Here is a 20,422-nt window from a genome sequence, read left to right on the forward strand (position 1 = left end):
AGGGTCGAGCGATGAGCACACTGCACAAGGTCAAGGCTTACTTCGGCATGGCGCCGATGGATGACTACGACGATGAGTACTACGACGACGAGGACCGCGGTCCCGCCAGGGGCTATTCGCGTCGTACCCGCGACGACCGGTTCGACGACGACTACGACCCCGCGCCCCGGGGCTACGACGACCGCGACTACGACGAGCCCGGCGGTTACCGCCGTGGATACGCCGACGAGGGCAGGTTCGAGCGGCTGCGCAGCCCGCGTGAATTCGACCGGCCGGCACCGCGGTTCGGCGGCCTGATGCGCGGTTCGACCCGTGGTGCGCTGGCGATGGACCCCCGCGGGATGGCCGAGCTGTTCGACGCCGGCAGCCCGCTGTCGAAGATCACCACGCTGCGGCCCAAGGACTACAGCGAGGCACGGACCATCGGCGAGCGGTTCCGTGACGGCACCCCGGTGATCATGGACCTGGTGACGATGGACAACGCGGACGCCAAGCGGCTGGTGGACTTCGCCGCGGGCCTGGCCTTCGCGCTGCGCGGCTCGTTCGACAAGGTCGCGACCAAGGTGTTCCTGCTGTCCCCGGCAGACATCGACGTCACCGCCGAGGAGCGCCGCCGCATCGCGGAGGCGGGCTTCTACGCCTATCAATAGGCCCCGCCCGTCGTACAGGTAGGCTGGCGTCGCGCTCGAAGCTGTGACCAGCCGAGGGCACCAGTTCCTGCCAAACGTCACACGTCCGTAGCGAGGTCGCTCCGTTGTCGCAGTTCTTCCAGATCCTTGGCTTCGCGCTGTTCGTGTTCTGGCTGCTGCTCATCGCCCGGGTGGTCGTCGAGTTCATCCGCTCGTTCTCCCGCGACTGGCATCCCAAGGGCCTGACGGTGGTGATCCTCGAGTTGATCATGACCGTGACCGACCCGCCGGTGCGACTGCTGCGTCGGCTGATTCCGCAGCTCACGATAGGTGCGGTGCGGTTCGACCTGTCGATCATGGTGCTGTTGCTGCTGGCGTTCATCGGAATGCAGCTCGCGTTCGGCGCCGCCGCCTGAGGGCGGATTTGCCCGGCCGATTCCCGGCGGAGAAATGCCGTTGCGACGATCCTGGATGTCTGAAATTCGTTCTTAATTTCAACCTCACCCGCAACCGCCGGGTCTGGTGTGACAGGATGGACGCCAGTTACGTCCAGTGCTAAACCAAGGCTCTACACTTTGAGATCGGTTGACGGTCCAGACTCCAAGGGGGCAGACGATGCCGCTCACACCAGCCGACGTCCACAACGTCGCGTTCAGTAAGCCACCGATTGGCAAGCGCGGCTACAACGAGGACGAGGTCGACGCCTTTCTAGACCTGGTCGAGGCTGAGCTGGCCCGGCTCATCGAAGAGAACACCGATCTGCGTCAGCGCAACGCCGAGCTGGAACAGGAGCTGGCCGCCGCCCGCTCCGGACAACCCGCACCGGCCTTCGAGCCTGCCCCCGAGCCCGCGGCCCAGCCCGCATACGAGGCGCCGGCGGCCGCCCCCACCGAGGACCAGCATCTCAAGGCGGCCAAGGTGCTCAGCCTGGCACAGGACACCGCCGACCGGCTGACGAGCAGCGCCAAGGCCGAGGCCGAGAAGATGCTCGCCGACGCCCGGGCCCAGGCCGACGCCATGGTCAGCGAAGCCCGGCAGACGGCGGAGACCACCGTCGCCGAGGCGCGCCAGCGGGCCGACGCGATGCTGGCCGACGCGCAGGCCCGCTCGGAGGCCCAGCTGCGTCAGGCCCAGGAGAAGGCCGATGCGCTGCAGGCCGACGCCGAGCGCAAGCACTCCGAGATCATGGGGACCATCAACCAGCAACGCACCGTGTTGGAGGGCCGCCTCGAACAGCTGCGGACCTTCGAGCGCGAGTACCGCACCCGGTTGAAGACCTACCTGGAATCGCAGCTCGAAGAGCTCGGCCAGCGCGGTTCGGCCGCGCCGGTCGACTCCGGCGCCAACAGCGAGAGTGCCGGCTACAACCAATTCAATCGGGGCAATAACTAAAGCGCCGAGGGTCCTTCCGCTTAGGGTTGATCAATGCTGATCGTTGCGCTCGTGCTTGCCGTCATCGGCCTGGCCGCACTGGTAACCGCCGTCGTCACGAGCAATGAGCTGATCGCCTGGGTGTGTATCGCGGCCAGCGCCGTCGGCGTCCTTCTCCTGATCGTCGACGCGGTGCGGGAACGGTCACGGGGTCGCGCCGGTGGCGCCGAGGAGGAGGCCTCGGCCGAGCCCGCCGAGCCGGCGGAGTTCGATGCGGAATATCTGCAGGACGAGGACGCCGAGACCACGGTTGTCGAACAGACCGAGGACGAGTACAGCGGCGGGGAGAACAAGCCCTAAACCGTTGGGGTGGCGAGTAATTCGCGAACCTCGTCATCGCTGACCTGACGGAAGTCGTCGAACACCTGCCCGACCGCCTCGAACCCCGGCGGCATCGTCACGCACACCACCTCGTCGGCTTCGGCGCCCAGCTCGCGGCACGCCGACGGCGGCCCCACGGGGACCGCGACCACAATCCGGTCCGGTCCGCAGGCGCGCACCGCGCGGACGGCCGCGAGCATGCTGGCGCCGGTGGCGATTCCGTCGTCGACGAGGATCACGATGCGCCCGGCGAGGTCGACCGGTGGACGGTCGCCGCGGTAGGCGCGTTCGCGTCGGCGCAGTTCCTCGGTCTCGCGTTCGATGACCTCCTGCAGCTGCTCGTCACTGATGCCCAGGCTGCGCACCACGCTGTCGTTGATCACCACACCGCCGCCGCTCGCGATCGCCCCCATCGCCAGTTCTCGCCAGTGCGGCACCCCGAGCTTGCGGACCAGAAACACGTCCAGCGGCGCCCGCAACGCCGAGGCCACATGCCATCCGACCGGAACCCCACCGCGCGCGAGGCCGAGGACCAGCACGTTGTCCCTGTCGCGGTAGGACGTCAACTCCTCGGCGAGGACCTCGCCGGCTTCCTGCCGATTCGAAAAGACCCGCCCGGAGTTCCGCCGGGACAGCCCGTGCCATCCGCTCATCGCCGTCACTTCGCTATCGGGGACTCTTGTCAGCCTACGACGATTCTCGCCCTCGTCCGCGAAACCGACGCAATGGTCGATTCGACGGCGCCTAAACCAGCCAAAGCGTCGGTCTGGGCGCCTGGTTTGTGTGGGAGTCAATTGGGCATCCTCCGACGTGTCGGACCTGTCGCAGTGGACCGACGCGGAACGCGGAAACCCCGATACGCGCCTGCCCGCGTGGTGCGACGGCAACCGCGCCGAGCCGCTGATCCACGGTGCGACGTACTTCGACCACTTGGTCACCGTGGTGGAGGCGCTGCGCGCCGGAGACCACTTGTTCTTCACCGACTGGCGCGGCGACCCCGACCAGAGGATGCGTGACGGCGGCCCGACGGTCAGCGAATTGCTCTGTCGCGCAGCGCAACGCGGCGTCATCGTCAAGGGCCTGATGTGGCGGTCACATCTCGACCGTTTCCACTACAGCGAAGAGGAGAACCAGCACCTCGGCGAGGCGATCGAACGGGCGGGCGGCGAAGTGCTGCTCGACCAGCGGGTGCGCATCGGCGGGTCCCACCACCAGAAGATGGTGGTCATCCGCCACCCCGGCGCGCCCGAGCGCGACGTCGCGTTCGCAGGCGGCATCGACCTGTGCCACTCCCGTCGCGACGACGCCATGCACCACGGCGACCCGCAGGCGATGCGGATGGCGACGCGGTACAGCGACCACCCGCCGTGGCACGACGTGCAGCTGCGGGTGCAAGGCCCCGTCGTGGGCGCGCTCGACACGACGTTTCGCGAGCGCTGGAACGATCCCGCGTCGCTGGACATGCTCAACCCGCTGGCCTGGCTTCGCGACAGGTTTCGCGGCGCCGACATGAACGCCGACCGATTGCCCGCCCAGCCGCCCGATCCACCGCCATGCGGCCCGCACGCGGTGCAGGTGCTGCGCACCTATCCCGACGCGCACTTCGCGTACCAGTTCGCGCGGCGCGGCGAGCGCAGCATCGCCCGCGCGTACCGAAAGGTGATTCCGCGGGCGCGCACGCTGATCTATGTGGAGGACCAGTATCTGTGGTCCAAGGCCGTCGCCGCGTTGTTCGCGCGTGCGCTGCGCGACAGCCCGCAGCTGCATCTGGTCGCGGTGATCCCGCGCTATCCCGACGTCGACGGGCCACTCGAGCTGCCGCCGAACCTGGTGGGGCGCTGGCAGGCGCTAGCGGCCTGCCGGCGTGCGAGCCCGGATCGGGTGCACGTGTTCGACCTGGAGAACCACGACGGCGTTCCGGTCTATGTGCACGCGAAAGTGTGTGTCGTCGACGATGTTTGGTCGTGTGTCGGCAGCGACAACCTCAACCGGCGCTCCTGGACCCACGACAGCGAACTGACCTGCGCGGTGCTCGACGCGGACGGGATGTTCGCCCGTGACCTGAGGTTGCGGCTACTGCGTGAGCATCTGGACCGCGCCGACGACGGCAGCGAGGACGGCGGGCTGGCGGAACCGACGGCGGCAGTCCGCGAAATCAACGAAGCGGCAGACGCTTTGGAGCACTGGCATGTCGATGGGCGGAAAGGTCCGCGGCCGCCGGGCCGTCTGCGTCCGCACCGACCCGAGCGCCTGGGCTTGCCGACGTGGCTGTGGGCGTCGCCGGCCTACCGGCTGCTCTACGACCCCGACGGACGGGCCTGGCGTGACCGGATCAGGCGCAGGCTGTGATCTTCATCAACGTGACCCAGCTCGCAATTGTTTCGGGCGGGTTTCATCGACCGCGCACCTGCTGCCGTCAAAAGTGAGCCGGTTTTGATGTTGGCGACATGATGGTGCAACGGTCGCGGAATGGGGTCGCGTCAGCCTTTTCCTCGTGAAGACGTTGAGCCGCGCGCGCACCATCGAGCACTGGGACGCTGAGGATGTCGAGGCCTGGGAGCACGGTTCACCGCCGGGCAAGCACATCGCCAAACGCAACCTGATCTGGTCGATCTTCGCCGAGCACGTCGGGTTCTCGGTGTGGTCGATCTGGTCGGTGATGGTGCTGTTCATGCCGCAGGACGTGTATCGCATCGACGCGGCGGGCAAGTTCTATCTCGTCGCGATACCCACGCTGATCGGCGCGGTGATGCGCATCCCGTACACCGTCGCGCCCGCCAAGTTCGGTGGCCGCAACTGGACGATCGTCAGCGCTCTGCTGCTGCTCATCCCGACCCTGCTGACCCTGTGGGTGATGAGGCACCCCGACACCTCATACACCACGTTCATGGTCGTCGCGGCGTTCGCCGGTCTGGGCGGAGGCAACTTCGCCTCGTCGATGACCAACATCAACGCCTTCTACCCGCAGCGGCTCAAGGGCTGGGCGCTCGGCCTCAACGCCGGCGGCGGCAACATCGGCGTCCCGGTGATCCAGCTCGTCGGTCTCCTGGTGATCGCCACCGTCAGCAACACCGCACCCGAAATCGTCTGCGCCATCTACCTTGTCCTCATCGCGTTGGCCACCGCCGGCGCCGCGCTGTTCATGGACAACCTCGGCAACCAGCGGTCTGACCTGAGCGCGATGGCAGAGGCGTTGCGGTTCAAGCACTCCTGGGTGATGAGCTTCCTCTACATCGGCACCTTCGGGTCGTTCATCGGGTTCTCGTTCGCGTTCGGACAGGTCTTGCAGATCAATTTCCTCGCCGGCGGCGACAGCCCGGCCCAGGCGTCACTGCACGCGGCGCAGATCGCGTTCATCGGCCCGCTGCTGGGTTCGATCTCGCGGCCGTTCGGCGGCAAGCTGTCCGACCGGATGGGCGGCGGCCGGGTGACGCTGTACACGTTCGTGGCGATGATCTTCGCCGCCGGAATCCTCGTCACCGCAGGCATGCTCGACGACCGCACCGCCGGGGCGGCCACCGGCGCGCAGATGACCGCCTACGTCGCGGGCTTCATCCTGCTGTTCATCCTGTCCGGCATCGGCAACGGGTCCACCTACAAGATGATCCCGTCGATCTTCGAGGCCAAGGCCCAGGGCCGCGACGACTGGAGCCGAGAGCAGAAGGCGGCGTGGTCGCGCAGCATGTCCGGGGCGCTGATCGGGTTCGCAGGCGCGGTCGGGGCGCTCGGCGGGGTGTTCATCAACGTCGTGCTGCGCGCGTCCTACGTCAGCGACGCGAAGTCGGCCACCAACGCCTTCTGGGTGTTCCTCGGCTTCTACGTGGTCTGCGCAATCGTCACCTGGTTCGTGTTCCTGCGCATCCACACCGCGCGCGCCAGCGCAGGTGAGCACATCGGCCAGAACCCGGCGCGGGTGCCCGCGACTTGACGCCACCCATGACGGACACGGTGACTCGGAGCGCGTGCTCCTACTGCGGCGTCGGCTGCGGCGTCGAGGTGCACACCCGCACCGACGGCGACGGCGGCCGACCCGTCATCGCCCGAATCGCCGGCGATAGACTGCATCCCACCAACACCGGCCGGCTGTGCACCAAAGGCGCCACGCACGCGGAGATGATGCGCGCCGACGACGACCGGTTGACCTGCGCGCTGATGCGCCGCTACCGCGACGACGAACTCGCGCCCACGTCCGTCGACGAGGCGGTCGCCGAGGCCGGGCGACGGTTGCGCGCCGTCGTCGACGAGCACGGCCCGGACGCGGTGGCGTTGTACGTGTCGGGCCAGATGTCCATCGAGGCCCAGTATCTGGCGAACAAGCTGGCGAAGGGCTTCCTGCGCACCGTCCACATCGAGTCGAACTCGCGGCTCTGCATGGCCAGCGCAGGCACCGGGTTCAAACAGTCCTTGGGCGCCGACGGCCCACCCGGGTCCTACGCCGACTTCGACTGCACCGACCTGTTCTTTGTCATCGGCTCGAACATGGCCGACTGTCATCCGATCCTGTACCTGCGGATGGTCGACCGGATCAAGGCCGGAGCCAAGCTGATCGTCGTCGACCCGCGCCGCACCGCCACCGCGGAACGCGCGGACCTGTTCCTACAGATCAAACCGGGAACCGACCTGGCACTGCTCAACGGGCTTCTGCACCTTCTTGTCCAAAACGGCGACATCGACGAACAATTCATCGCCAAGCACACCGAGGGCTGGCACGACATGCCCGGCTTACTCGCCGACTATCCGCCCGCCGTCGTCGCCGAGATCACCGGGCTGGCCGAGTCCGACATCCGCACCGCCGCCCGCATGATCGCCGACGCGGGGGAGTGGATGAGCTGCTGGACCATGGGGCTCAACCAGAGCACCCACGGCACCGCGAACACCAACGCCATCTGCAACCTGCACCTGGCCACCGGGGCGATCTGTCGCCCGGGAAGCGGTCCGATGTCGCTGACCGGGCAGCCCAACGCCATGGGCGGTCGCGAAATGGGTTACATGGGACCGGGTTTGCCCGGGCAGCGCGCGGTGACCTCGGCGACCGACCGCGCTTACGTCGAAAACCAGTGGGGCCTGCCGCCCGGCACGCTGAGGTCAGACGTCGGGCCCGGCACCATCGACATGTTCCGCAGGACCGCTGACGGCGAGATCAAAGCCTGCTGGATCATCTGCACGAATCCCGTTGCCTCCGTGGCGAACCGAGACACCGTCATCGCTGCCCTACGGCGCGCCGAGCTCGTCGTCACCCAGGACACCTACCGCAGCACCGCGACCAACCGCTACGCCGACATCGTGCTGCCCGCCGCGATGTGGGCCGAATCCGACGGGGTGATGGTCAACTCCGAGCGCACCATGACCCTGCTGCAGCGGTCGATCCCACCGCCGGGACAGGCCCGCCCGGACTGGCAGTTGATCTGTCAGGTCGCCGCGCATCTGGGCTTCGCCGAACACTTCCGCTACGAGTCCAGCGAGCAGATCTTCGACGAGATCCGCGGGTTCACCAATCTCGACACCGGATACGACCTGCGCGGCGTCAGCTACGGGCGGCTGCGGCACACCCCGCTGCAGTGGCCGTGCCCGCCCGACGGCGACGCCCGAAACCCGATCCGCTACATCGAGGGCGGAACACCGCGGTTCCCGACACCGTCGGGACGCGCGCGGTTCGTCGCGCGCCCGCACGTCGACCCGGTCGAATCCGCTGACGCCGACTTTTCTTTCGTGCTCAACACCGGCCGGCTGCAGCACCAGTGGCACACCATGACCAAGACCGGCCGGGTCGCCGCACTCAACAAGCTCGACAGCGGACCGTTCGTCGAGATCCACCCCGCCGACGCGGCCGACCGTGGCATCGCCGAAGGCCAACCCGTCGAGCTGATCTCGCGACGTGGCCGCGCGGTGCTCCCCGCGGTGCTCACCGACCGGGTGCGGCCGGGCACCTGCTTCGCGCCGTTTCACTGGAACGACGAACACGGTGAGCTGCTCACCGTCAACGCGCTGACGAGCGACGCCGTCGACCCCGAGTCGCTGCAGCCGGAGTTCAAGGTGTGCGCGGTCGACCTTCGTCCGGTGGCCCCGCCGCCCACCGCCCGCCCGGCCGAGGGGCCGCCGCGCCCGCACGCCGGGGACGGGCCGCTGGTGTTGTGGGCATCGCAGACCGGCACCGCCGAGGGCGTCGCCGCCCGGTTGGCCGGCCGGCTCGGCGACGCGCACCTGGTCAACATGAACGACGCGCAGCTGTCCGATCTCGCGGCCGGGCGCGACGTGCTCGTCGTCACCAGCACGTTCGGTGACGGTGAGGCACCCGACAACGGCGCCGGCTTCTGGGAACGACTGGACGCACCGGACGCCCCGGCGCTGGACGGCATCCGGTATGCGGTGCTGGGCATCGGGGACCGCTCCTACTCGAACTTCTGTGGGCACGCCAAGTCGATCGACACGAGGTTTGCCGCGCTCGGGGCGACCCGGCTGCTCGAGCGCGCCGAATGCGAAGCCCACGACGACGAGCCGATGCGGCGGTGGGCCGACCAGGTCGGGGCGCTGCTTGGCCGCTCGGCCGCGCCGTCGACGGTGGTCGCCGAACCGTTCACCCGCGCCCATCCCATCGTCGTCCCGCTGGTCCGCAACACCCTGCTGACCGCGCCGACCTCACGAAAAGAAGTGCGCCAGTTCGGCTTTGACATCTCGGCGCACGACGTCACCTACGCCACCGGCGACTCGCTGGGGGTGTTCGCCGAGAACGATCCGGCCGTGGTGGAGGCCTGGCTGACCGCCACCGGCCTGCGGGGCGAACAGGTCGTCGAGGTCGACGGCGCCGAGATGACGCTGCGCGAGGCGTTGACCGCGCACTACGACATCTGCCGGGTCACCCCCGATCTGCTGCGGTTCATCGCCGACCACAGCCGCGACGCCAAACCGCTGCGCGCATCGGGGGACAAGCGCGACAAGTGGCTGGTGGGCCGCAACGGGCTGGATTTAGTGCAGCGGTTCGTCGTGCACGCCGACCCGGTCGAATGGCAGCGGGTGCTGGTGCGGCTGACCCCGCGCAGCTACTCGATCTCGTCGAGCCCGCTGGTCAGCCCGCACGAGGTGCAGCTGACGGTGTCGGTGGTGCGCTACCGTGGCGCCGGCGGCGGCCCGCGCGGCGGGGTGTGCTCGACGTTTCTGGCCGACCGGGCGGCCTCGGCGCCGGTGTTCCTGCAACGCTCGCCGCACTTCCGGCCCCCCGAGGACGGCGCGACGCCGATGATCATGATCGGTCCGGGCACCGGGGTGGCGCCGTTTCGCGGGTTCCTGCAGGAACGACGCGCCCGCGGGCACACCGGCCGCAACTGGCTGTTCTTCGGCGAGCGGCATCGCCGCGAGAACTTCTACTACCGCGACGATTTCGAGGACATGGCCCGCGACGGCCTGCTCAACCGGCTCGACCTGGCGTTCTCCCGCGACCAGGCCAAACCGGTGTATGTCCAGCACAAGATGCTCGACTACGGCGCCGACGTGTGGCGGTGGATGGACGACGGGGCGCATCTGTACGTCTGCGGGGATGCCGCCCGGATGGCCAAGGACGTCGACGCCGCGTTGACCACGATCATCGAGCGCCACGGGCGCATGTCCCACGAGCAGGCCCACGACTACAAACGCGAGCTGGTGGTCGCCAAACGCTACGTGCGTGACGTGTACTGAGGTTCAGGTCACGTCGCGGACGGGTCCAGCAAGATGAGCCTGATGGCGGTTGTCGTCTTCAGATCGCCGCGGTGCCGCCGTCGGCAACCAGCTCCATCCCGTTCACATAGCTCGAGTCATCGGAGGCGAGGAACAGTGCGACCGAGGCGATTTCGTCAGGCTGGCCCATTTCTCCGCGCGGGATCAGGGATTCGAATTGCCGCTTCGTCTCTTCGTCGAACAGTTCTTCTTGCTTGGCGGTCGCGACCTGGCCGGGGCTCAATACATTCACCCGGATCCGCCTGTCCTTCAACTCGGCCAGCCATACGCGGGCCCAGGCCTGCTGCACGGCCTTGCTCCCGGCGTAAACGCTCCAGCCGGGATAACCCTTGAGCGAGGCGTTCGAACCGGTCATGAGAATCGAGCCACCGTCGTTGAACAGCGGCAATGCCTTCTGCACGGTGAACAACATGCCGCGCGCGTTCAGCCAGAAGGTGGCGTCGAACTGTTCCTCGGTGATCTCGCCGAGTTTTCCGTACTCGGCGTCCCCGGCGCTGGCCCACAGCACGTCGATCGCGCCCTTTTCCCGCCTGACCGTGTCATACAACCTATCGAGGTCGTCGAGGTCGGCTGCATCGCCCTGCACGGCGGTGACATTCCGACCGATCGCCTTGACCGCGTCATCCAGCGCTTCCTGCCGTCGGCCCGTGATGAAGACATGAGCTCCTTCGGCTACGAACAGCTTGGCGCCGGCGAGCGCCAATCCCGTTGAAGCGCCGGTGATTACCGCTACCTTGCCATCGAGCTTTCCCACGATCACTCCAATGCGTAGATGTCACTATGTAAACCGGTCGGTTTGCTTAATGTAACTCCCGCAACGCCGGAGCGCAAGCTATGTACACCGATCGTTACCATTCGCTCTATACTGGTCCCATGACGGAGCTGGAGAAGGGGCCGCAGCGCTTGCGTCGGGGGCGGGGCGCACGGGAGCGAATCCTGCGGGCGTCCCAACAGCTGTTCCGCGAACAGGGCATCAACCGCACCGGCATGGATCAGCTGTGCGCGGTGGCCCAGGTGTCCAAGCGCACGGCCTACCAGCACTTCGCCGGCAAGGACGAACTGGTCGCCGAATACCTGCGACGGTTCGATCCGAACGTCATGGGCGACGTGTTCGATCGCACCGACCTCACCCCCCGCGAAAAACTCCTCGCAGCGTTCGAGGTGCCCAAGTCGGGAACAGAGGACGTCACGCCCCTGTGCCCCTTCATCGCAGCGGCCGTGGAAATCCCCGACCCGCAGCACCCGGCAGCCGAATGCGTACGCGAGTACAAGATCACCGTCGCCGCGCGGTTCGCCGAAACCGCCCGCGAAGCCGGCGCCACCAACCCCGAGGAGCTCGGCGAGCAACTGGCGCTGCTCCTCGACGGCGCCTCGACCCGCACGCGGGTGCTCAACACCGAATCGTTCCCGACGGCCGCCGCCATCGCCGCCGTCCTCATCGACAACGCCATTCCATGACGATCCGGCGGTGAACAACGAGAAGATCCGGCCCGAACGTGCGCGGATGTACGCAGGCGACCTGAGTTGTGTCGCCGGTGGTGTCCGAGGGGGGACTTGAACCCCCACGCCCGTTAATAGGGCACTAGCACCTCAAGCTAGCGCGTCTGCCATTCCGCCACTCGGACCAGTTCTGGGCAGCTAAGGCTATCGGATCACCGAGGCCGGACCCAAACCGAACCCACCACCTCAATGGTACGAATGGTGGCGTGTCCTCGCCGTCGCACGCCGAAGCCGAAGTGGTCGACATCGTCAGCACCCTCATCCGGTTCGACACCACCAACACCGGTGAACCGGAAACCACCAAGGGCGAGGCCGAGTGCGCCCACTGGGTGGCCGAGCAGCTGCAGGAGGTCGGCTACCAGACCGAATACATCGAGGCAGGGGCGCCGGGGCGAGGCAACGTGTTCGCCCGGCTCGAGGGCGCCGACCGCGGTCGCGGGGCCCTGATGCTGCACGGCCACCTCGACGTGGTGCCCGCCGACCCCGCGGAGTGGAGCGTGCACCCATTCTCCGGCGCGGTCGAGAACGGCTACGTGTGGGGCCGCGGCGCGGTCGACATGAAGGACATGTGCGGGATGATGATCGCCGTCGCCCGCCACTTCAAACGCGCGGGCATCGTGCCGCCCCGCGACATGGTGTTCGGGTTCGTGTCCGACGAGGAGGCGGGCGGCAACTACGGCTGCAAGTGGCTCGTCGACAACCGGCCCGACCTCTTCGAGGGGGTGACCGAGGCGATCGGCGAGGTCGGCGGCTTCTCGCTGACCATCCCGCACCGCGACGGCGGCGAACGCACGCTGTACCTGATCGAGACCGCCGAGAAGGCGATGATGTGGATGCGGTTGACCGCGCACGGCCGCGCCGGTCACGGCTCGATGATCAACGACGACAACGCCGTCACCGCCATCGCCGACGCCGTCGCCAAGCTGGGCCGCCACCAGTTCCCGATCGTGCTGACCGACTCCGTCGAACAGTTCCTGGCCGCCGTCGCCGAGGAATCCGGCTACACCTTCGACTTCGACTCGCCCGACATCGAGGGCGCGATCGCCAAGCTCGGCCCGATCGCCAAGATCGTCGGTGCCACGCTGCGCGACACCGCCAACCCCACCATGCTCAAGGCCGGCTACAAGGCCAACGTCATTCCCGGCGCGGCCGAAGCGGTGGTGGACTGCCGCGTGCTGCCGGGGCGGCAGGCCGCCTTCGAACGCGAGGTCGACGAACTCATCGGCCCCGACGTCACCCGGGAGTGGATCACCAACCTGCCGTCGTATGAGACCACCTTCGACGGCGAGCTGCTGGACGCGATGAACGCCGCGATCCTGTCCGCCGACCCCGACGCCCGCACCGTGCCCTACATGCTGTCCGGGGGCACCGACGCAAAACACTTCGCGCGGTTGGGAATTCGATGCTTCGGGTTCGCGCCGCTGAAGCTGCCGCCGGACCTGGATTTCGCGTCGCTGTTCCACGGCGTCGACGAGCGGGTACCCGTTGACGCGTTGAAGTTCGGCACCAAGGTTCTCGAGCATTTCCTGCTGCACTGTTGATCACGATCGAAGAAAGGGTTCCACCGTGGCATTTCCGTACAACCCGTACGACTTCCTGCCCAAGCTGCCGTCGTTCACGCTGACGTCCGACTCGGTCACCGACGGCCAGCCGCTGGCCAACGACCAGGTCAGCGGCATCATGGGGGCCGGCGGATCCGACATCTCACCCCAGCTGAGCTGGTCGGGCTTTCCTGAGGAGACCCGCAGCTTCGCCGTGACCGTCTTCGACCCCGACGCGCCCACGGCCTCGGGGTTCTGGCACTGGGCGGTGGCCAACCTGCCCGCCACCGTCACCGAACTGCCCGCCGGCGCCGGTGACGGCAGCGAGCTGCCGGGCAGCGCGCTGACGCTGGCCAACGACGCCGGGCTCAAGCGCTACATCGGCGCGGCCCCGCCCGCCGGACACGGCGTGCACCGCTATTTCATCGCCGTGCACGCGGTCAAGGTCGAGAAGCTCGAACTCGACGGCGACGCCAGCCCCGCATACCTGGGGTTCAACCTGTTCATGAACGCGATCGCCCGCGCGGTCATCCACGGCACCTACGAGCAGAAGTAGCGCGTTACCTTCCCGCGAGCAGACGTGAAAACCCCCAAAATCACCCGAATGTAGGGGAATTCACGCCTGCTCGCGGGGGAGCGCCGAGCCGATCGCGTCGGCCAGCGAACTGAACCCGCCGTCGTGTAGTCGGCGGGCGATGCCGTCATGAATCTGCTTGGCCCACAGCCCGCCGCCGTACACGAACCCGGTGTAGCCCTGCAGCAGCGAGGCGCCCGAGATGATTCGCTCCCACGCGTCGTCGGCGGTCTCGATGCCGCCGACGCTGATCAGCACCAGCCGGTCACCCACCCGCCGGTAGAGCCTGCGCAGGATCTGCAGCGATCGCGCCGCCACCGGCGCCCCCGAGATCCCGCCGGGCCCCAGTTCCTCCACACCGGCGGTGCGCAACCCATCCCGCGACACCGTGGTGTTGGTGGCGACGATGCCGGCCAGCCCCAATTCGACTGCCAGGTCGGCGATTTCGTCCACATCCTGATCGGACAGATCGGGTGCGATCTTCACCAGCACCGGCGTCGACGTCTGCGCCTGCACCGCCTCCAGGATCGGCCGCAGCGAGGCCACCGCCTGCAGGTCCCGCAGCCCGGGCGTGTTCGGTGAGCTGACATTGACCACCAGGAACGACGCCAACGGCCCGAGCAACCGCGCGCTTTCGGCATAGTCGTCGACCGCGTCCTCGGCCGGAGTGGCCTTGGTCTTGCCGATGTTCACCCCGATCGGCACGTCGGGCACGTGCCGGGCCAGTCGAAGCGCCAGCTCGCCGGCGCCGTGGTTGTTGAACCCCATCCGGTTGAGCAGGGCGCGGTCGTCGGGCAGCCGGAACAACCGCGGCGCCGGGTTGCCGGGCTGGGCCTGCGCCGTGACCGTGCCGACCTCGGCGTAGCCGAACCCCAACGCTCCCCAGACGTGCAGGCCGCTGCCGTTCTTGTCGAATCCCGCCGCCAGCCCGAGCGGGCCCGCGAAGCGCACCCCGAACACGGTGCTGGCCAGCACCGGATCGCGCGGTGCCAGCCACCGCATCAGCGCCCGGCGCGCCGGGCGCGGAAAGGTGAGCCCCCGCAGCACCGCGAACACCCAGGTGTGAATGCGTTCGGGCGCGACCAGAAACAGCGCCCGGCGCAGCGCGCCGTACATCAGCGCCTCACAGCGCGGGCTGCTCGGCGATACCCGCCCGGTCGGCCGGTGTCTTCTTCCGGCGCAGCAGCACCCGCCGGGAGCCGTCGTTGTAGAGCCGGACCCGCGTCAGCTCCCACCCGCGGTACTCGGCCTCGATCGACAGCCGGATCGAGGCGCTGATGCGGGTCAGATCCGGCGGCAACCGCAGCGGAATCCACTCGTAGTCGTCGGACAGATCCTTGTCCCAGCCAGGTGGCATCCTGCCGCGGTGCATGGCGCTCACCCGGGCACCGCCGCGTCGGAGATCACTTGCACACCCGCTCCCGAGGCCGACACCACATACAGGGTGCCAGACCGTTCGTCATAGGCCAGGGAGTTCGGTTGATGCACGGTTCGATATCGCGCCTTCTCGACGGGTATGCCGGTGGCCAGATCGTAGCCAACGACGGTGTTGCTTGCGGTTTGCGACACCCAGGCCAGCGCGGCGGAGCCGGCCAGCCCGTAGGGCGCGTCGGGCACCGGATAGCGCTGGCGCAGCATCAGCGGATCGACACCGAACACCAGCAGCTCGCCGCCGCGGGTGTCGGCGACCAGCACGCGCCCGACCGGGTCGGCGATGATCGTGGTCGCCCCGTCACCGGCCCGCAGCGCCTGCCCGGCCCGGGTGCCGTCGTCGGACAGCGTGGTCACCGAGGTTTGTCCGCGGTCGAGGACGACGACCGTGTCGCCCTGGGTGACCAGCGCGTCGACCCTGGCGAACATTTTGAGCTCGGCGGCGACGGCGGCGTCCGGCCCCAGGGTGTACACCGCGCCGTCGGCGCTGCCGAGCACGATGCGGCCGTCGCCGCGGCGGGTGATGGCGGTGAAGTCGGTGTCCTGCTGTCCGTCCACGCCGACCGGGGTGCTCTCGCCGGTCGCGAGGTCGACCACGAGGTAGCCGCCCCGGGTGGCCAGATAGACCCGGCCCTCGTCGTCGCCGGTCATCGCGGTCGCCGCGCCGGGCAGCGGAATCTCGCGGGTGGCGCCCGTCGGCGACACCACCGACAGCACCGAGGTCTCGGCCGGGCCCGGGCTCAGCACCGCCAACGAGTCGGTGCCCGCATCGAAATTTGCGGAAATCGCGTGACCGCGCAGCGGATACACCGCACCCGCGGGCTCGGCTGTGACCGGCGGAGAGTCGGCGGCCTGTGCCGGGGGAATCGTCGGTGGCGGCGCGTCCACCGGGTTCGACGAACATCCAGAAAACGAAAAGATAGCCACCACGAACACACACGCGCGAAGGACCTGCGCTGGCAGTTTGACGGAAGGCGGCAAGGGGTAGCTCTCGTTCGTGCGGTTGGAATTCCCAATCGAAAGTTCAGTTTATGCAGACGTTTCATAGCAACTTGCCGAGCACCCGGCGGGGGTGCGCACAACTTGGATTCATTCGCGGTATGGTGCGGTCATGACCCTCGCGGTGGACCGGGAACTGGATCATCAAAAGTTTGCTATCGAGGACATCTCGACTGGTGTGCACGCCAGCGGATTTGGCCAAGTCGGCGACGGACGGAGTTTTTCCTTCCACATCGAACGGCAGCAACTCGTCGTGGAGGTCTATCGCCCGCGGCTGACCGCGCTGGTGCCGCAGGAAGAAGATGTCGTCGCGGTGGGCACCCACAAACTGACCGACATCGACCTCACCGACAAGCGCAGCCTGTCGGCCGCCGTGCGCGACGCGGTCGCCGCCGCCCAACCGGTGTCGCGCACCAACCGCTGATCTGACCCCACGGTACGGTCGTCGTCGTGACAGACGTGGCGGCGATGTCGTGGCTGCAGGTGGTCGTTCTCGCGATATTGCAGGGCCTGACCGAATTCCTGCCGGTGTCGTCGTCGGGTCACCTGGCGATCGCGTCGCGGCTGTTCTTCGCCGACGACGCCGGGGCGTCCTTCACCGCGGTCACTCAGCTGGGCACCGAGTTCGCGGTGCTGCTCTACTTCGCCAGGGACATCGGCCGCATCGTCAAGGCGTGGTTCACCGGCTTGTTCGCACGTGAGCAGCGCACCCCCGACTACTGGCTGGGCTGGTACGTCATCGTCGGCACCATCCCGATCGGGGTGATCGGCCTGCTGTTCAAGGACGAAATCCGCACGGGCGCACGCAATCTGTGGGCGATCGCGACCGCGCTGATCGTGTTCTCCTTCGTCATCGCCGCCGCCGAGTACTTCGGCCGCCAAACCCGCCGGATCGAACAGCTCACGTGGAAAGACGGCATCATCGTCGGGCTGGCGCAGTGCCTGGCCCTGCTGCCTGGCACATCGCGTTCGGGGGCGACGATCAGCGCCGGATTGTTCCTCGGGCAGAACCGTGAGGTCGCGGCCCGCTTCGGGTTCCTGCTCGCGATCCCGGCCGTGTTCGCCTCCGGCCTGTTCTCCCTGCCGGACGCGTTCGCGCCCGTCGGCAAGGGGATGAGCGCCAGCGGACCCCAGCTGCTGGTCGCGACATTGATCGCGTTCGTCGTCGGGTTCGCCGCGGTGGCGTGGTTTCTGCGGTTTCTGGTCCGCCACAGCATGTACTGGTTCGTCGGCTACCGGATCGCACTCGGCACCGTGGTGCTGGTCCTGCTCGGCACGGGGGTGATGGCTGCGACATGACGGTGATCCTGCTGCGGCACGGGCGGTCCACCTCGAACACCGCCCACACCCTGGCCGGCCGCTCCGACGGAGTCGACCTCGACGACCGCGGCCGCGAACAGGCCCGGGCGCTGGTGACGCGCGTCGGTGAGTTGCCGATCCGGGCGATCGTGCGCTCACCGCTGCTGCGCTGCGAACGCACGATCGAACCGCTGGCCGCGGCGCTCGGCCTGGAGCCGATCGTCGACGAACGGATCAGCGAGGTCGACTACGGCGCATGGACCGGCCGCAAGATCGGTGAGTTGGTCAAGGACCCGCTGTGGAGCGTCGTCCAGCAGCAGCCCAGCGCCGCGGTGTTCCCCGACGGTGAAGCCCTGGCCGCCGTGCAGGCACGTGCGGTGGCCGCGGTGCGTGAGCACGACCGCCGGCTGGCCGAGCTGCACGACGGCGACGCGCTGTGGGTGGCCTGCACGCACGGCGACGTGATCAAGGCCGTCGTGGCCGACGCGCTCGGCACCCACCTGGACAGCTTTCAGCGCATCACCGCCGATCCGGCGTCGATGAGCGTGATCCGTTACACGGCGGTGCGGCCCTTTGTTATCCACGTCAACCACACTGGCGCGCAGTTGACTTCCGCACTGCTTGCCAAACCGCCAAGGGCCGAAGGTGAGAACGACGATGAGGTGCCGCCGGACGACGCCGTTGTCGGGGGATCCACCGGCTCGTAGCGATTACGGCTGGCGAACCGTTGCCGGTATTTTGGGAGATGCCATGGCCCGCGCAATACACGTATTCCGCACACCCGACCGATTCGTGGCCGGAACGGTTGGGCAGCCGGGCAACCGGACCTTTTACCTGCAGGCCGTTCACGACAAGCGGGTGGTGTCGGTGGTGTTGGAGAAGCAGCAGGTGGCGGTGCTCGCGGAGCGGATCGCCGCGCTACTGGTCGAGATCAACCGACGCTTCGGCACCCCGATCCCGCCCGACACCGACGAGGTGGAGGACCTCAGCCCGTTGATCACGCCGGTCGACGCCGAGTTCCGGGTCGGGACGATGGGGCTGGGCTGGGACTCCGAGGCCCAGACCGTCGTCGTCGAGCTGCTCGCGGTCTCCGAAACCGAGTTCGACGCCTCGGTGGTGCTCGACGACGCCGAGGACGGGCCCGACGCCGTGCGCGTGTTCCTGACGCCGGAGTCCGCGCGCCAGTTCGCGGCGCGCTCCAACCGTGTCATCTCGGCCGGCCGGCCGCCGTGTCCGCTGTGCGACGAACCGCTGGACCCCGAAGGCCACCTCTGCGTGCGCACCAACGGTTACCGGCGCGGCGCCTTCGCAGAGTCCGACGATGACGTCGAAACCTGACGCCGAAGAGGTGCTGCGGCGCGGCGAGTTGACGGTCATCGGCCGCATCCGCTCGGCCAGCAACGCCACGTTCCTGTGCGAGGCACATCTCGGTGAGCGCCAAGCGCATTGCGTGTACAAGCCGATCAAAGGTGAGGCACCGCTGTGGGACTTCCCGGACGGCACGCTGGCGGGCCGCGAGCGCGGCGCATACCTGATCTCCGCAGCGCTGGGCTGGAACATCGTGCCCTACACCATTATTCGCGACGGGCCCGCGGGGCGCGGCATGCTGCAGCTGTGGGTGGACCAGCCCGGTGACGACCCCGACGACCAACCGGTGTCCGGTCCTGACCTCGTCGATCTGCTGCCCGCCGGACGTATTCCGCCCGGATACCTACCGGTGTTGCAGGCCTACAACTACGCCGGCGACGAGGTGACCCTGGTACACGCCGACGACGTGCGGTTGCGCCGGATGGCCGTCTTCGACGTGCTGATCAACAACGCCGACCGCAAAGGCGGCCATATCCTGTGCGGTGTCGACGGGCACGTGTACGGCGTGGACCACGGGGTGAGCCTGCATGTGGACGACAAGCTGCGCACCGTGCTGTGGGGGTGGGCCGGTAAACCCGTCGACGAGCCGATGCTCGAGGCCGTCACCCGGCTCCGTGAAGGGCTGCGAAACGGGTTGCGGGAGCAGCTCTTCGAGCTCATCACCCGCAGGGAGATCGTTGCGCTGGAAGCCAGAGCCGTTGAGCTGCTGGCCAATCCCGTGATGCCGACGCCCGACCGGCACCGCCCGATCCCGTGGCCGGCCTTCTAGGCGAGGTGCACGGGATCGGTTGCCGCCGGCCTCATGATCTACTGGGCCGGTGAGCCTGACGGATGCGGCGGTGGCGGCCGAGGTGGCCGCCGCCGCCGGCGAGATGCTGCTGAGCGTCCGTGACGAGATCGGCTTCCTCGACCCGTACGGCCTCGGCGACCTCGCTGACAGGCGAGCCAACGTGTTGATCCTGGACCTGCTGCGGCGGGCCCGGCCGAACGACGCGGTGCTGTCCGAGGAAGCCGTCGACGACCTGTCGCGGGTGCACGCCGACCGGGTGTGGATCGTCGACCCCGTCGACGGCACCCGCGAGTTCTCCATGCCGGGCCGAACCGACTGGGCCGTGCACATCGCGCTATGGCGCCGCGACGGCGGCCCGAACGGGGCCATCACCGACGCGGCCGTCGCGCTGCCGGCGCGCGGGGAGGTCTATCGCACCGACACGGTCACCCCGCCGCCGCCGCGCGGCGACGGCCCCATTCTCATCACCGCCAGCGCCACCCGGCCGCCTGCGGTGCTGTGGTGGCTGCGCGAGCTGATGGACATCCAGCTGGTGCGTATCGGCTCCGCGGGCGCCAAGGCGATGGCCGTGGTCCGCGGCGACGTCGACGCCTATCTACATGCCGGCGGCCAGTGGGAATGGGACTCCGCCGCGCCCGCCGGGGTGGTGCAGGCGGCCGGCCTGCATGCCTCCCGCATCGACGGCTCCGAGCTGATCTACAACCGGCCCGACCCCTACCTGCCCGACCTGCTGATGTGTCGCCCGGAACTGCGCGACGTGCTGCTCGAGGGCATCTGGTCGGCCTACGGCAGCCGGTTCGGGATCGGCGGGAATGACCGGGAATGAATC

The 20,422-nt window shown here is 68.2% G+C and carries 21 protein-coding genes and 1 tRNA gene; 16 read left to right on the top strand and 6 right to left on the bottom strand.

What is annotated here, in order from left to right; translation table 11 throughout:
• Nucleotides 1-11: 11 nt before the first annotated feature.
• The 4 genes from G6N28_RS21985 (at nucleotide 12) to G6N28_RS22000 (ending at nucleotide 2,360) form a co-directional block, all read left to right on the top strand.
• Nucleotides 12-650, top strand: a complete 639-nt coding sequence (locus G6N28_RS21985; protein ID WP_163903989.1) for a cell division protein SepF — start codon at nucleotides 12-14, stop codon at nucleotides 648-650.
• Nucleotides 651-754: 104 nt separating this feature from the next.
• Nucleotides 755-1,045, top strand: coding sequence for a YggT family protein (locus G6N28_RS21990; protein WP_046752178.1), 291 nt, complete (start codon nucleotides 755-757; stop codon nucleotides 1,043-1,045).
• 199 nt (nucleotides 1,046-1,244) lie between these two features.
• On the top strand, nucleotides 1,245-2,021 hold the full coding sequence (wag31, locus tag G6N28_RS21995) for a DivIVA-like cell division protein Wag31 (protein WP_163903991.1): 777 nt from the start codon (nucleotides 1,245-1,247) through the stop codon (nucleotides 2,019-2,021).
• 33 nt (nucleotides 2,022-2,054) lie between these two features.
• Complete coding sequence (locus tag G6N28_RS22000) at nucleotides 2,055-2,360, top strand: DUF308 domain-containing protein (RefSeq protein WP_163903993.1); 306 nt, start codon at nucleotides 2,055-2,057, stop codon at nucleotides 2,358-2,360.
• Here the strand turns inward: G6N28_RS22000 and G6N28_RS22005 are convergent.
• Nucleotides 2,357-3,034 (bottom strand): phosphoribosyltransferase, encoded by a 678-nt coding sequence (locus G6N28_RS22005; protein ID WP_163903995.1) that lies wholly within the window; start codon nucleotides 3,032-3,034, stop codon nucleotides 2,357-2,359. The genes G6N28_RS22000 and G6N28_RS22005 overlap by 4 nt on opposite strands.
• A 157-nt stretch (nucleotides 3,035-3,191) precedes the next feature.
• On the opposite strand from G6N28_RS22005, the gene G6N28_RS22010 reads away from it, so the two are divergent.
• From G6N28_RS22010 to G6N28_RS22020, 3 genes are all read left to right on the top strand, one after another.
• Nucleotides 3,192-4,730, top strand: a complete 1,539-nt coding sequence (locus G6N28_RS22010; protein WP_163903997.1) for a phospholipase D family protein — start codon at nucleotides 3,192-3,194, stop codon at nucleotides 4,728-4,730.
• Between the two features lie 145 nt (nucleotides 4,731-4,875).
• Nucleotides 4,876-6,309 (top strand): nitrate/nitrite transporter, encoded by a 1,434-nt coding sequence (locus G6N28_RS22015; protein ID WP_163903999.1) that lies wholly within the window; start codon nucleotides 4,876-4,878, stop codon nucleotides 6,307-6,309.
• An 8-nt stretch (nucleotides 6,310-6,317) separates the two neighbouring features.
• Nucleotides 6,318-10,052: a bifunctional nitrate reductase/sulfite reductase flavoprotein subunit alpha gene (locus G6N28_RS22020; protein ID WP_163904001.1), complete on the top strand. Its 3,735-nt coding sequence runs from the start codon at nucleotides 6,318-6,320 to the stop codon at nucleotides 10,050-10,052.
• A gap of 58 nt (nucleotides 10,053-10,110) precedes the next feature.
• Here G6N28_RS22020 and G6N28_RS22025 read toward each other — a convergent pair whose 3' ends face one another.
• On the bottom strand, nucleotides 10,111-10,845 hold the full coding sequence (locus G6N28_RS22025) for an SDR family NAD(P)-dependent oxidoreductase (RefSeq protein WP_163904002.1): 735 nt from the start codon (nucleotides 10,843-10,845) through the stop codon (nucleotides 10,111-10,113).
• 119 nt (nucleotides 10,846-10,964) lie between these two features.
• Here G6N28_RS22025 and G6N28_RS22030 point away from each other — a divergent pair, with 119 nt between their 5' ends.
• The gene (locus G6N28_RS22030; RefSeq protein ID WP_163904003.1) at nucleotides 10,965-11,549 is read left to right on the top strand and encodes a TetR/AcrR family transcriptional regulator; all 585 of its coding nucleotides are present in this window, start codon (nucleotides 10,965-10,967) and stop codon (nucleotides 11,547-11,549) included.
• 78 nt (nucleotides 11,550-11,627) lie between these two features.
• Here G6N28_RS22030 and G6N28_RS22035 read toward each other — a convergent pair.
• Nucleotides 11,628-11,716 (bottom strand) — tRNA-Leu (locus G6N28_RS22035).
• Nucleotides 11,717-11,797: 81 nt separating this feature from the next.
• On the opposite strand from G6N28_RS22035, the gene G6N28_RS22040 reads away from it, so the two are divergent.
• Together G6N28_RS22040 and G6N28_RS22045 are read left to right on the top strand one after the other, a co-directional pair.
• On the top strand, nucleotides 11,798-13,132 hold the full coding sequence (locus tag G6N28_RS22040; protein ID WP_163904004.1) for a M20/M25/M40 family metallo-hydrolase: 1,335 nt from the start codon (nucleotides 11,798-11,800) through the stop codon (nucleotides 13,130-13,132).
• A gap of 25 nt (nucleotides 13,133-13,157) precedes the next feature.
• Complete coding sequence (locus G6N28_RS22045) at nucleotides 13,158-13,688, top strand: YbhB/YbcL family Raf kinase inhibitor-like protein (RefSeq protein WP_163904005.1); 531 nt, start codon at nucleotides 13,158-13,160, stop codon at nucleotides 13,686-13,688.
• A 60-nt stretch (nucleotides 13,689-13,748) separates the two neighbouring features.
• Here G6N28_RS22045 and G6N28_RS22050 read toward each other — a convergent pair whose 3' ends face one another.
• From G6N28_RS22050 to G6N28_RS22060, 3 genes are read right to left on the bottom strand one after another with little or no spacing between them, the layout of a single operon-like run.
• On the bottom strand, nucleotides 13,749-14,822 hold the full coding sequence (locus G6N28_RS22050) for a quinone-dependent dihydroorotate dehydrogenase (RefSeq protein WP_163904008.1): 1,074 nt from the start codon (nucleotides 14,820-14,822) through the stop codon (nucleotides 13,749-13,751).
• A 7-nt stretch (nucleotides 14,823-14,829) separates the two neighbouring features.
• A complete protein-coding gene (locus tag G6N28_RS22055; RefSeq protein WP_179962227.1) occupies nucleotides 14,830-15,078 on the bottom strand; it encodes a DUF5703 family protein in 249 nt (82 codons plus the stop codon).
• A 5-nt stretch (nucleotides 15,079-15,083) separates the two neighbouring features.
• Nucleotides 15,084-16,118: a YncE family protein gene (locus G6N28_RS22060; RefSeq protein ID WP_407664992.1), complete on the bottom strand. Its 1,035-nt coding sequence runs from the start codon at nucleotides 16,116-16,118 to the stop codon at nucleotides 15,084-15,086.
• A gap of 130 nt (nucleotides 16,119-16,248) precedes the next feature.
• Between G6N28_RS22060 and G6N28_RS22065 the strand changes: the two genes are divergently transcribed.
• Genes G6N28_RS22065 through G6N28_RS22090 form a run of 6 tightly spaced genes read left to right on the top strand, consistent with a single transcriptional unit; the run spans nucleotide 16,249 to nucleotide 20,419 of the window.
• On the top strand, nucleotides 16,249-16,560 hold the full coding sequence (locus tag G6N28_RS22065; protein ID WP_163904015.1) for a hypothetical protein: 312 nt from the start codon (nucleotides 16,249-16,251) through the stop codon (nucleotides 16,558-16,560).
• Between the two features lie 44 nt (nucleotides 16,561-16,604).
• Nucleotides 16,605-17,435 carry an undecaprenyl-diphosphate phosphatase gene (locus G6N28_RS22070; protein WP_163906526.1) on the top strand — a complete coding sequence of 277 codons (831 nt, stop codon included), beginning with the start codon at nucleotides 16,605-16,607 and terminating at the stop codon, nucleotides 17,433-17,435.
• Complete coding sequence (locus G6N28_RS22075; RefSeq protein ID WP_163904017.1) at nucleotides 17,432-18,142, top strand: histidine phosphatase family protein; 711 nt, start codon at nucleotides 17,432-17,434, stop codon at nucleotides 18,140-18,142. Before G6N28_RS22070 ends, G6N28_RS22075 begins: the two co-directional genes overlap by 4 nt.
• A gap of 43 nt (nucleotides 18,143-18,185) precedes the next feature.
• The gene (locus G6N28_RS22080; protein WP_163904019.1) at nucleotides 18,186-18,773 is read left to right on the top strand and encodes an Rv2134c family protein; all 588 of its coding nucleotides are present in this window, start codon (nucleotides 18,186-18,188) and stop codon (nucleotides 18,771-18,773) included.
• Nucleotides 18,757-19,572 (top strand): Rv2133c family protein, encoded by an 816-nt coding sequence (locus tag G6N28_RS22085; RefSeq protein ID WP_179962134.1) that lies wholly within the window; start codon nucleotides 18,757-18,759, stop codon nucleotides 19,570-19,572. The genes G6N28_RS22080 and G6N28_RS22085 overlap by 17 nt, the downstream gene beginning before the upstream one ends.
• 49 nt (nucleotides 19,573-19,621) lie before the next feature.
• Entirely contained in the window at nucleotides 19,622-20,419 is a 798-nt protein-coding gene (locus G6N28_RS22090; RefSeq protein ID WP_163904021.1) for a 3'(2'),5'-bisphosphate nucleotidase CysQ, read from the top strand.
• Nucleotides 20,420-20,422: the final 3 nt, after the last annotated feature.

Origin of the sequence: Mycolicibacterium pulveris (assembly GCF_010725725.1) — a bacterium.
Classification (GTDB): domain Bacteria; phylum Actinomycetota; class Actinomycetes; order Mycobacteriales; family Mycobacteriaceae; genus Mycobacterium; species Mycobacterium pulveris.

Coding starts and splice junctions, on each gene's coding strand:
- G6N28_RS22075 (WP_163904017.1), top strand. CDS start 17,432: ATGACGGTGATCCTGCTGCGGCACGGGCGGTCCACCTCGAACACCGCC.
- G6N28_RS22070 (WP_163906526.1), top strand. CDS start 16,605: ATGTCGTGGCTGCAGGTGGTCGTTCTCGCGATATTGCAGGGCCTGACC.
- G6N28_RS22085 (WP_179962134.1), top strand. CDS start 18,757: ATGACGTCGAAACCTGACGCCGAAGAGGTGCTGCGGCGCGGCGAGTTG.
- G6N28_RS22005 (WP_163903995.1), bottom strand. CDS start 3,034: ATGAGCGGATGGCACGGGCTGTCCCGGCGGAACTCCGGGCGGGTCTTT.
- wag31 (WP_163903991.1), top strand. CDS start 1,245: ATGCCGCTCACACCAGCCGACGTCCACAACGTCGCGTTCAGTAAGCCA.
- G6N28_RS22050 (WP_163904008.1), bottom strand. CDS start 14,822: ATGTACGGCGCGCTGCGCCGGGCGCTGTTTCTGGTCGCGCCCGAACGC.
- G6N28_RS22065 (WP_163904015.1), top strand. CDS start 16,249: ATGACCCTCGCGGTGGACCGGGAACTGGATCATCAAAAGTTTGCTATC.
- G6N28_RS22020 (WP_163904001.1), top strand. CDS start 6,318: ATGACGGACACGGTGACTCGGAGCGCGTGCTCCTACTGCGGCGTCGGC.
- G6N28_RS22030 (WP_163904003.1), top strand. CDS start 10,965: ATGACGGAGCTGGAGAAGGGGCCGCAGCGCTTGCGTCGGGGGCGGGGC.
- G6N28_RS21985 (WP_163903989.1), top strand. CDS start 12: ATGAGCACACTGCACAAGGTCAAGGCTTACTTCGGCATGGCGCCGATG.
- G6N28_RS22000 (WP_163903993.1), top strand. CDS start 2,055: ATGCTGATCGTTGCGCTCGTGCTTGCCGTCATCGGCCTGGCCGCACTG.
- G6N28_RS22080 (WP_163904019.1), top strand. CDS start 18,186: ATGGCCCGCGCAATACACGTATTCCGCACACCCGACCGATTCGTGGCC.
- G6N28_RS22055 (WP_179962227.1), bottom strand. CDS start 15,078: ATGCACCGCGGCAGGATGCCACCTGGCTGGGACAAGGATCTGTCCGAC.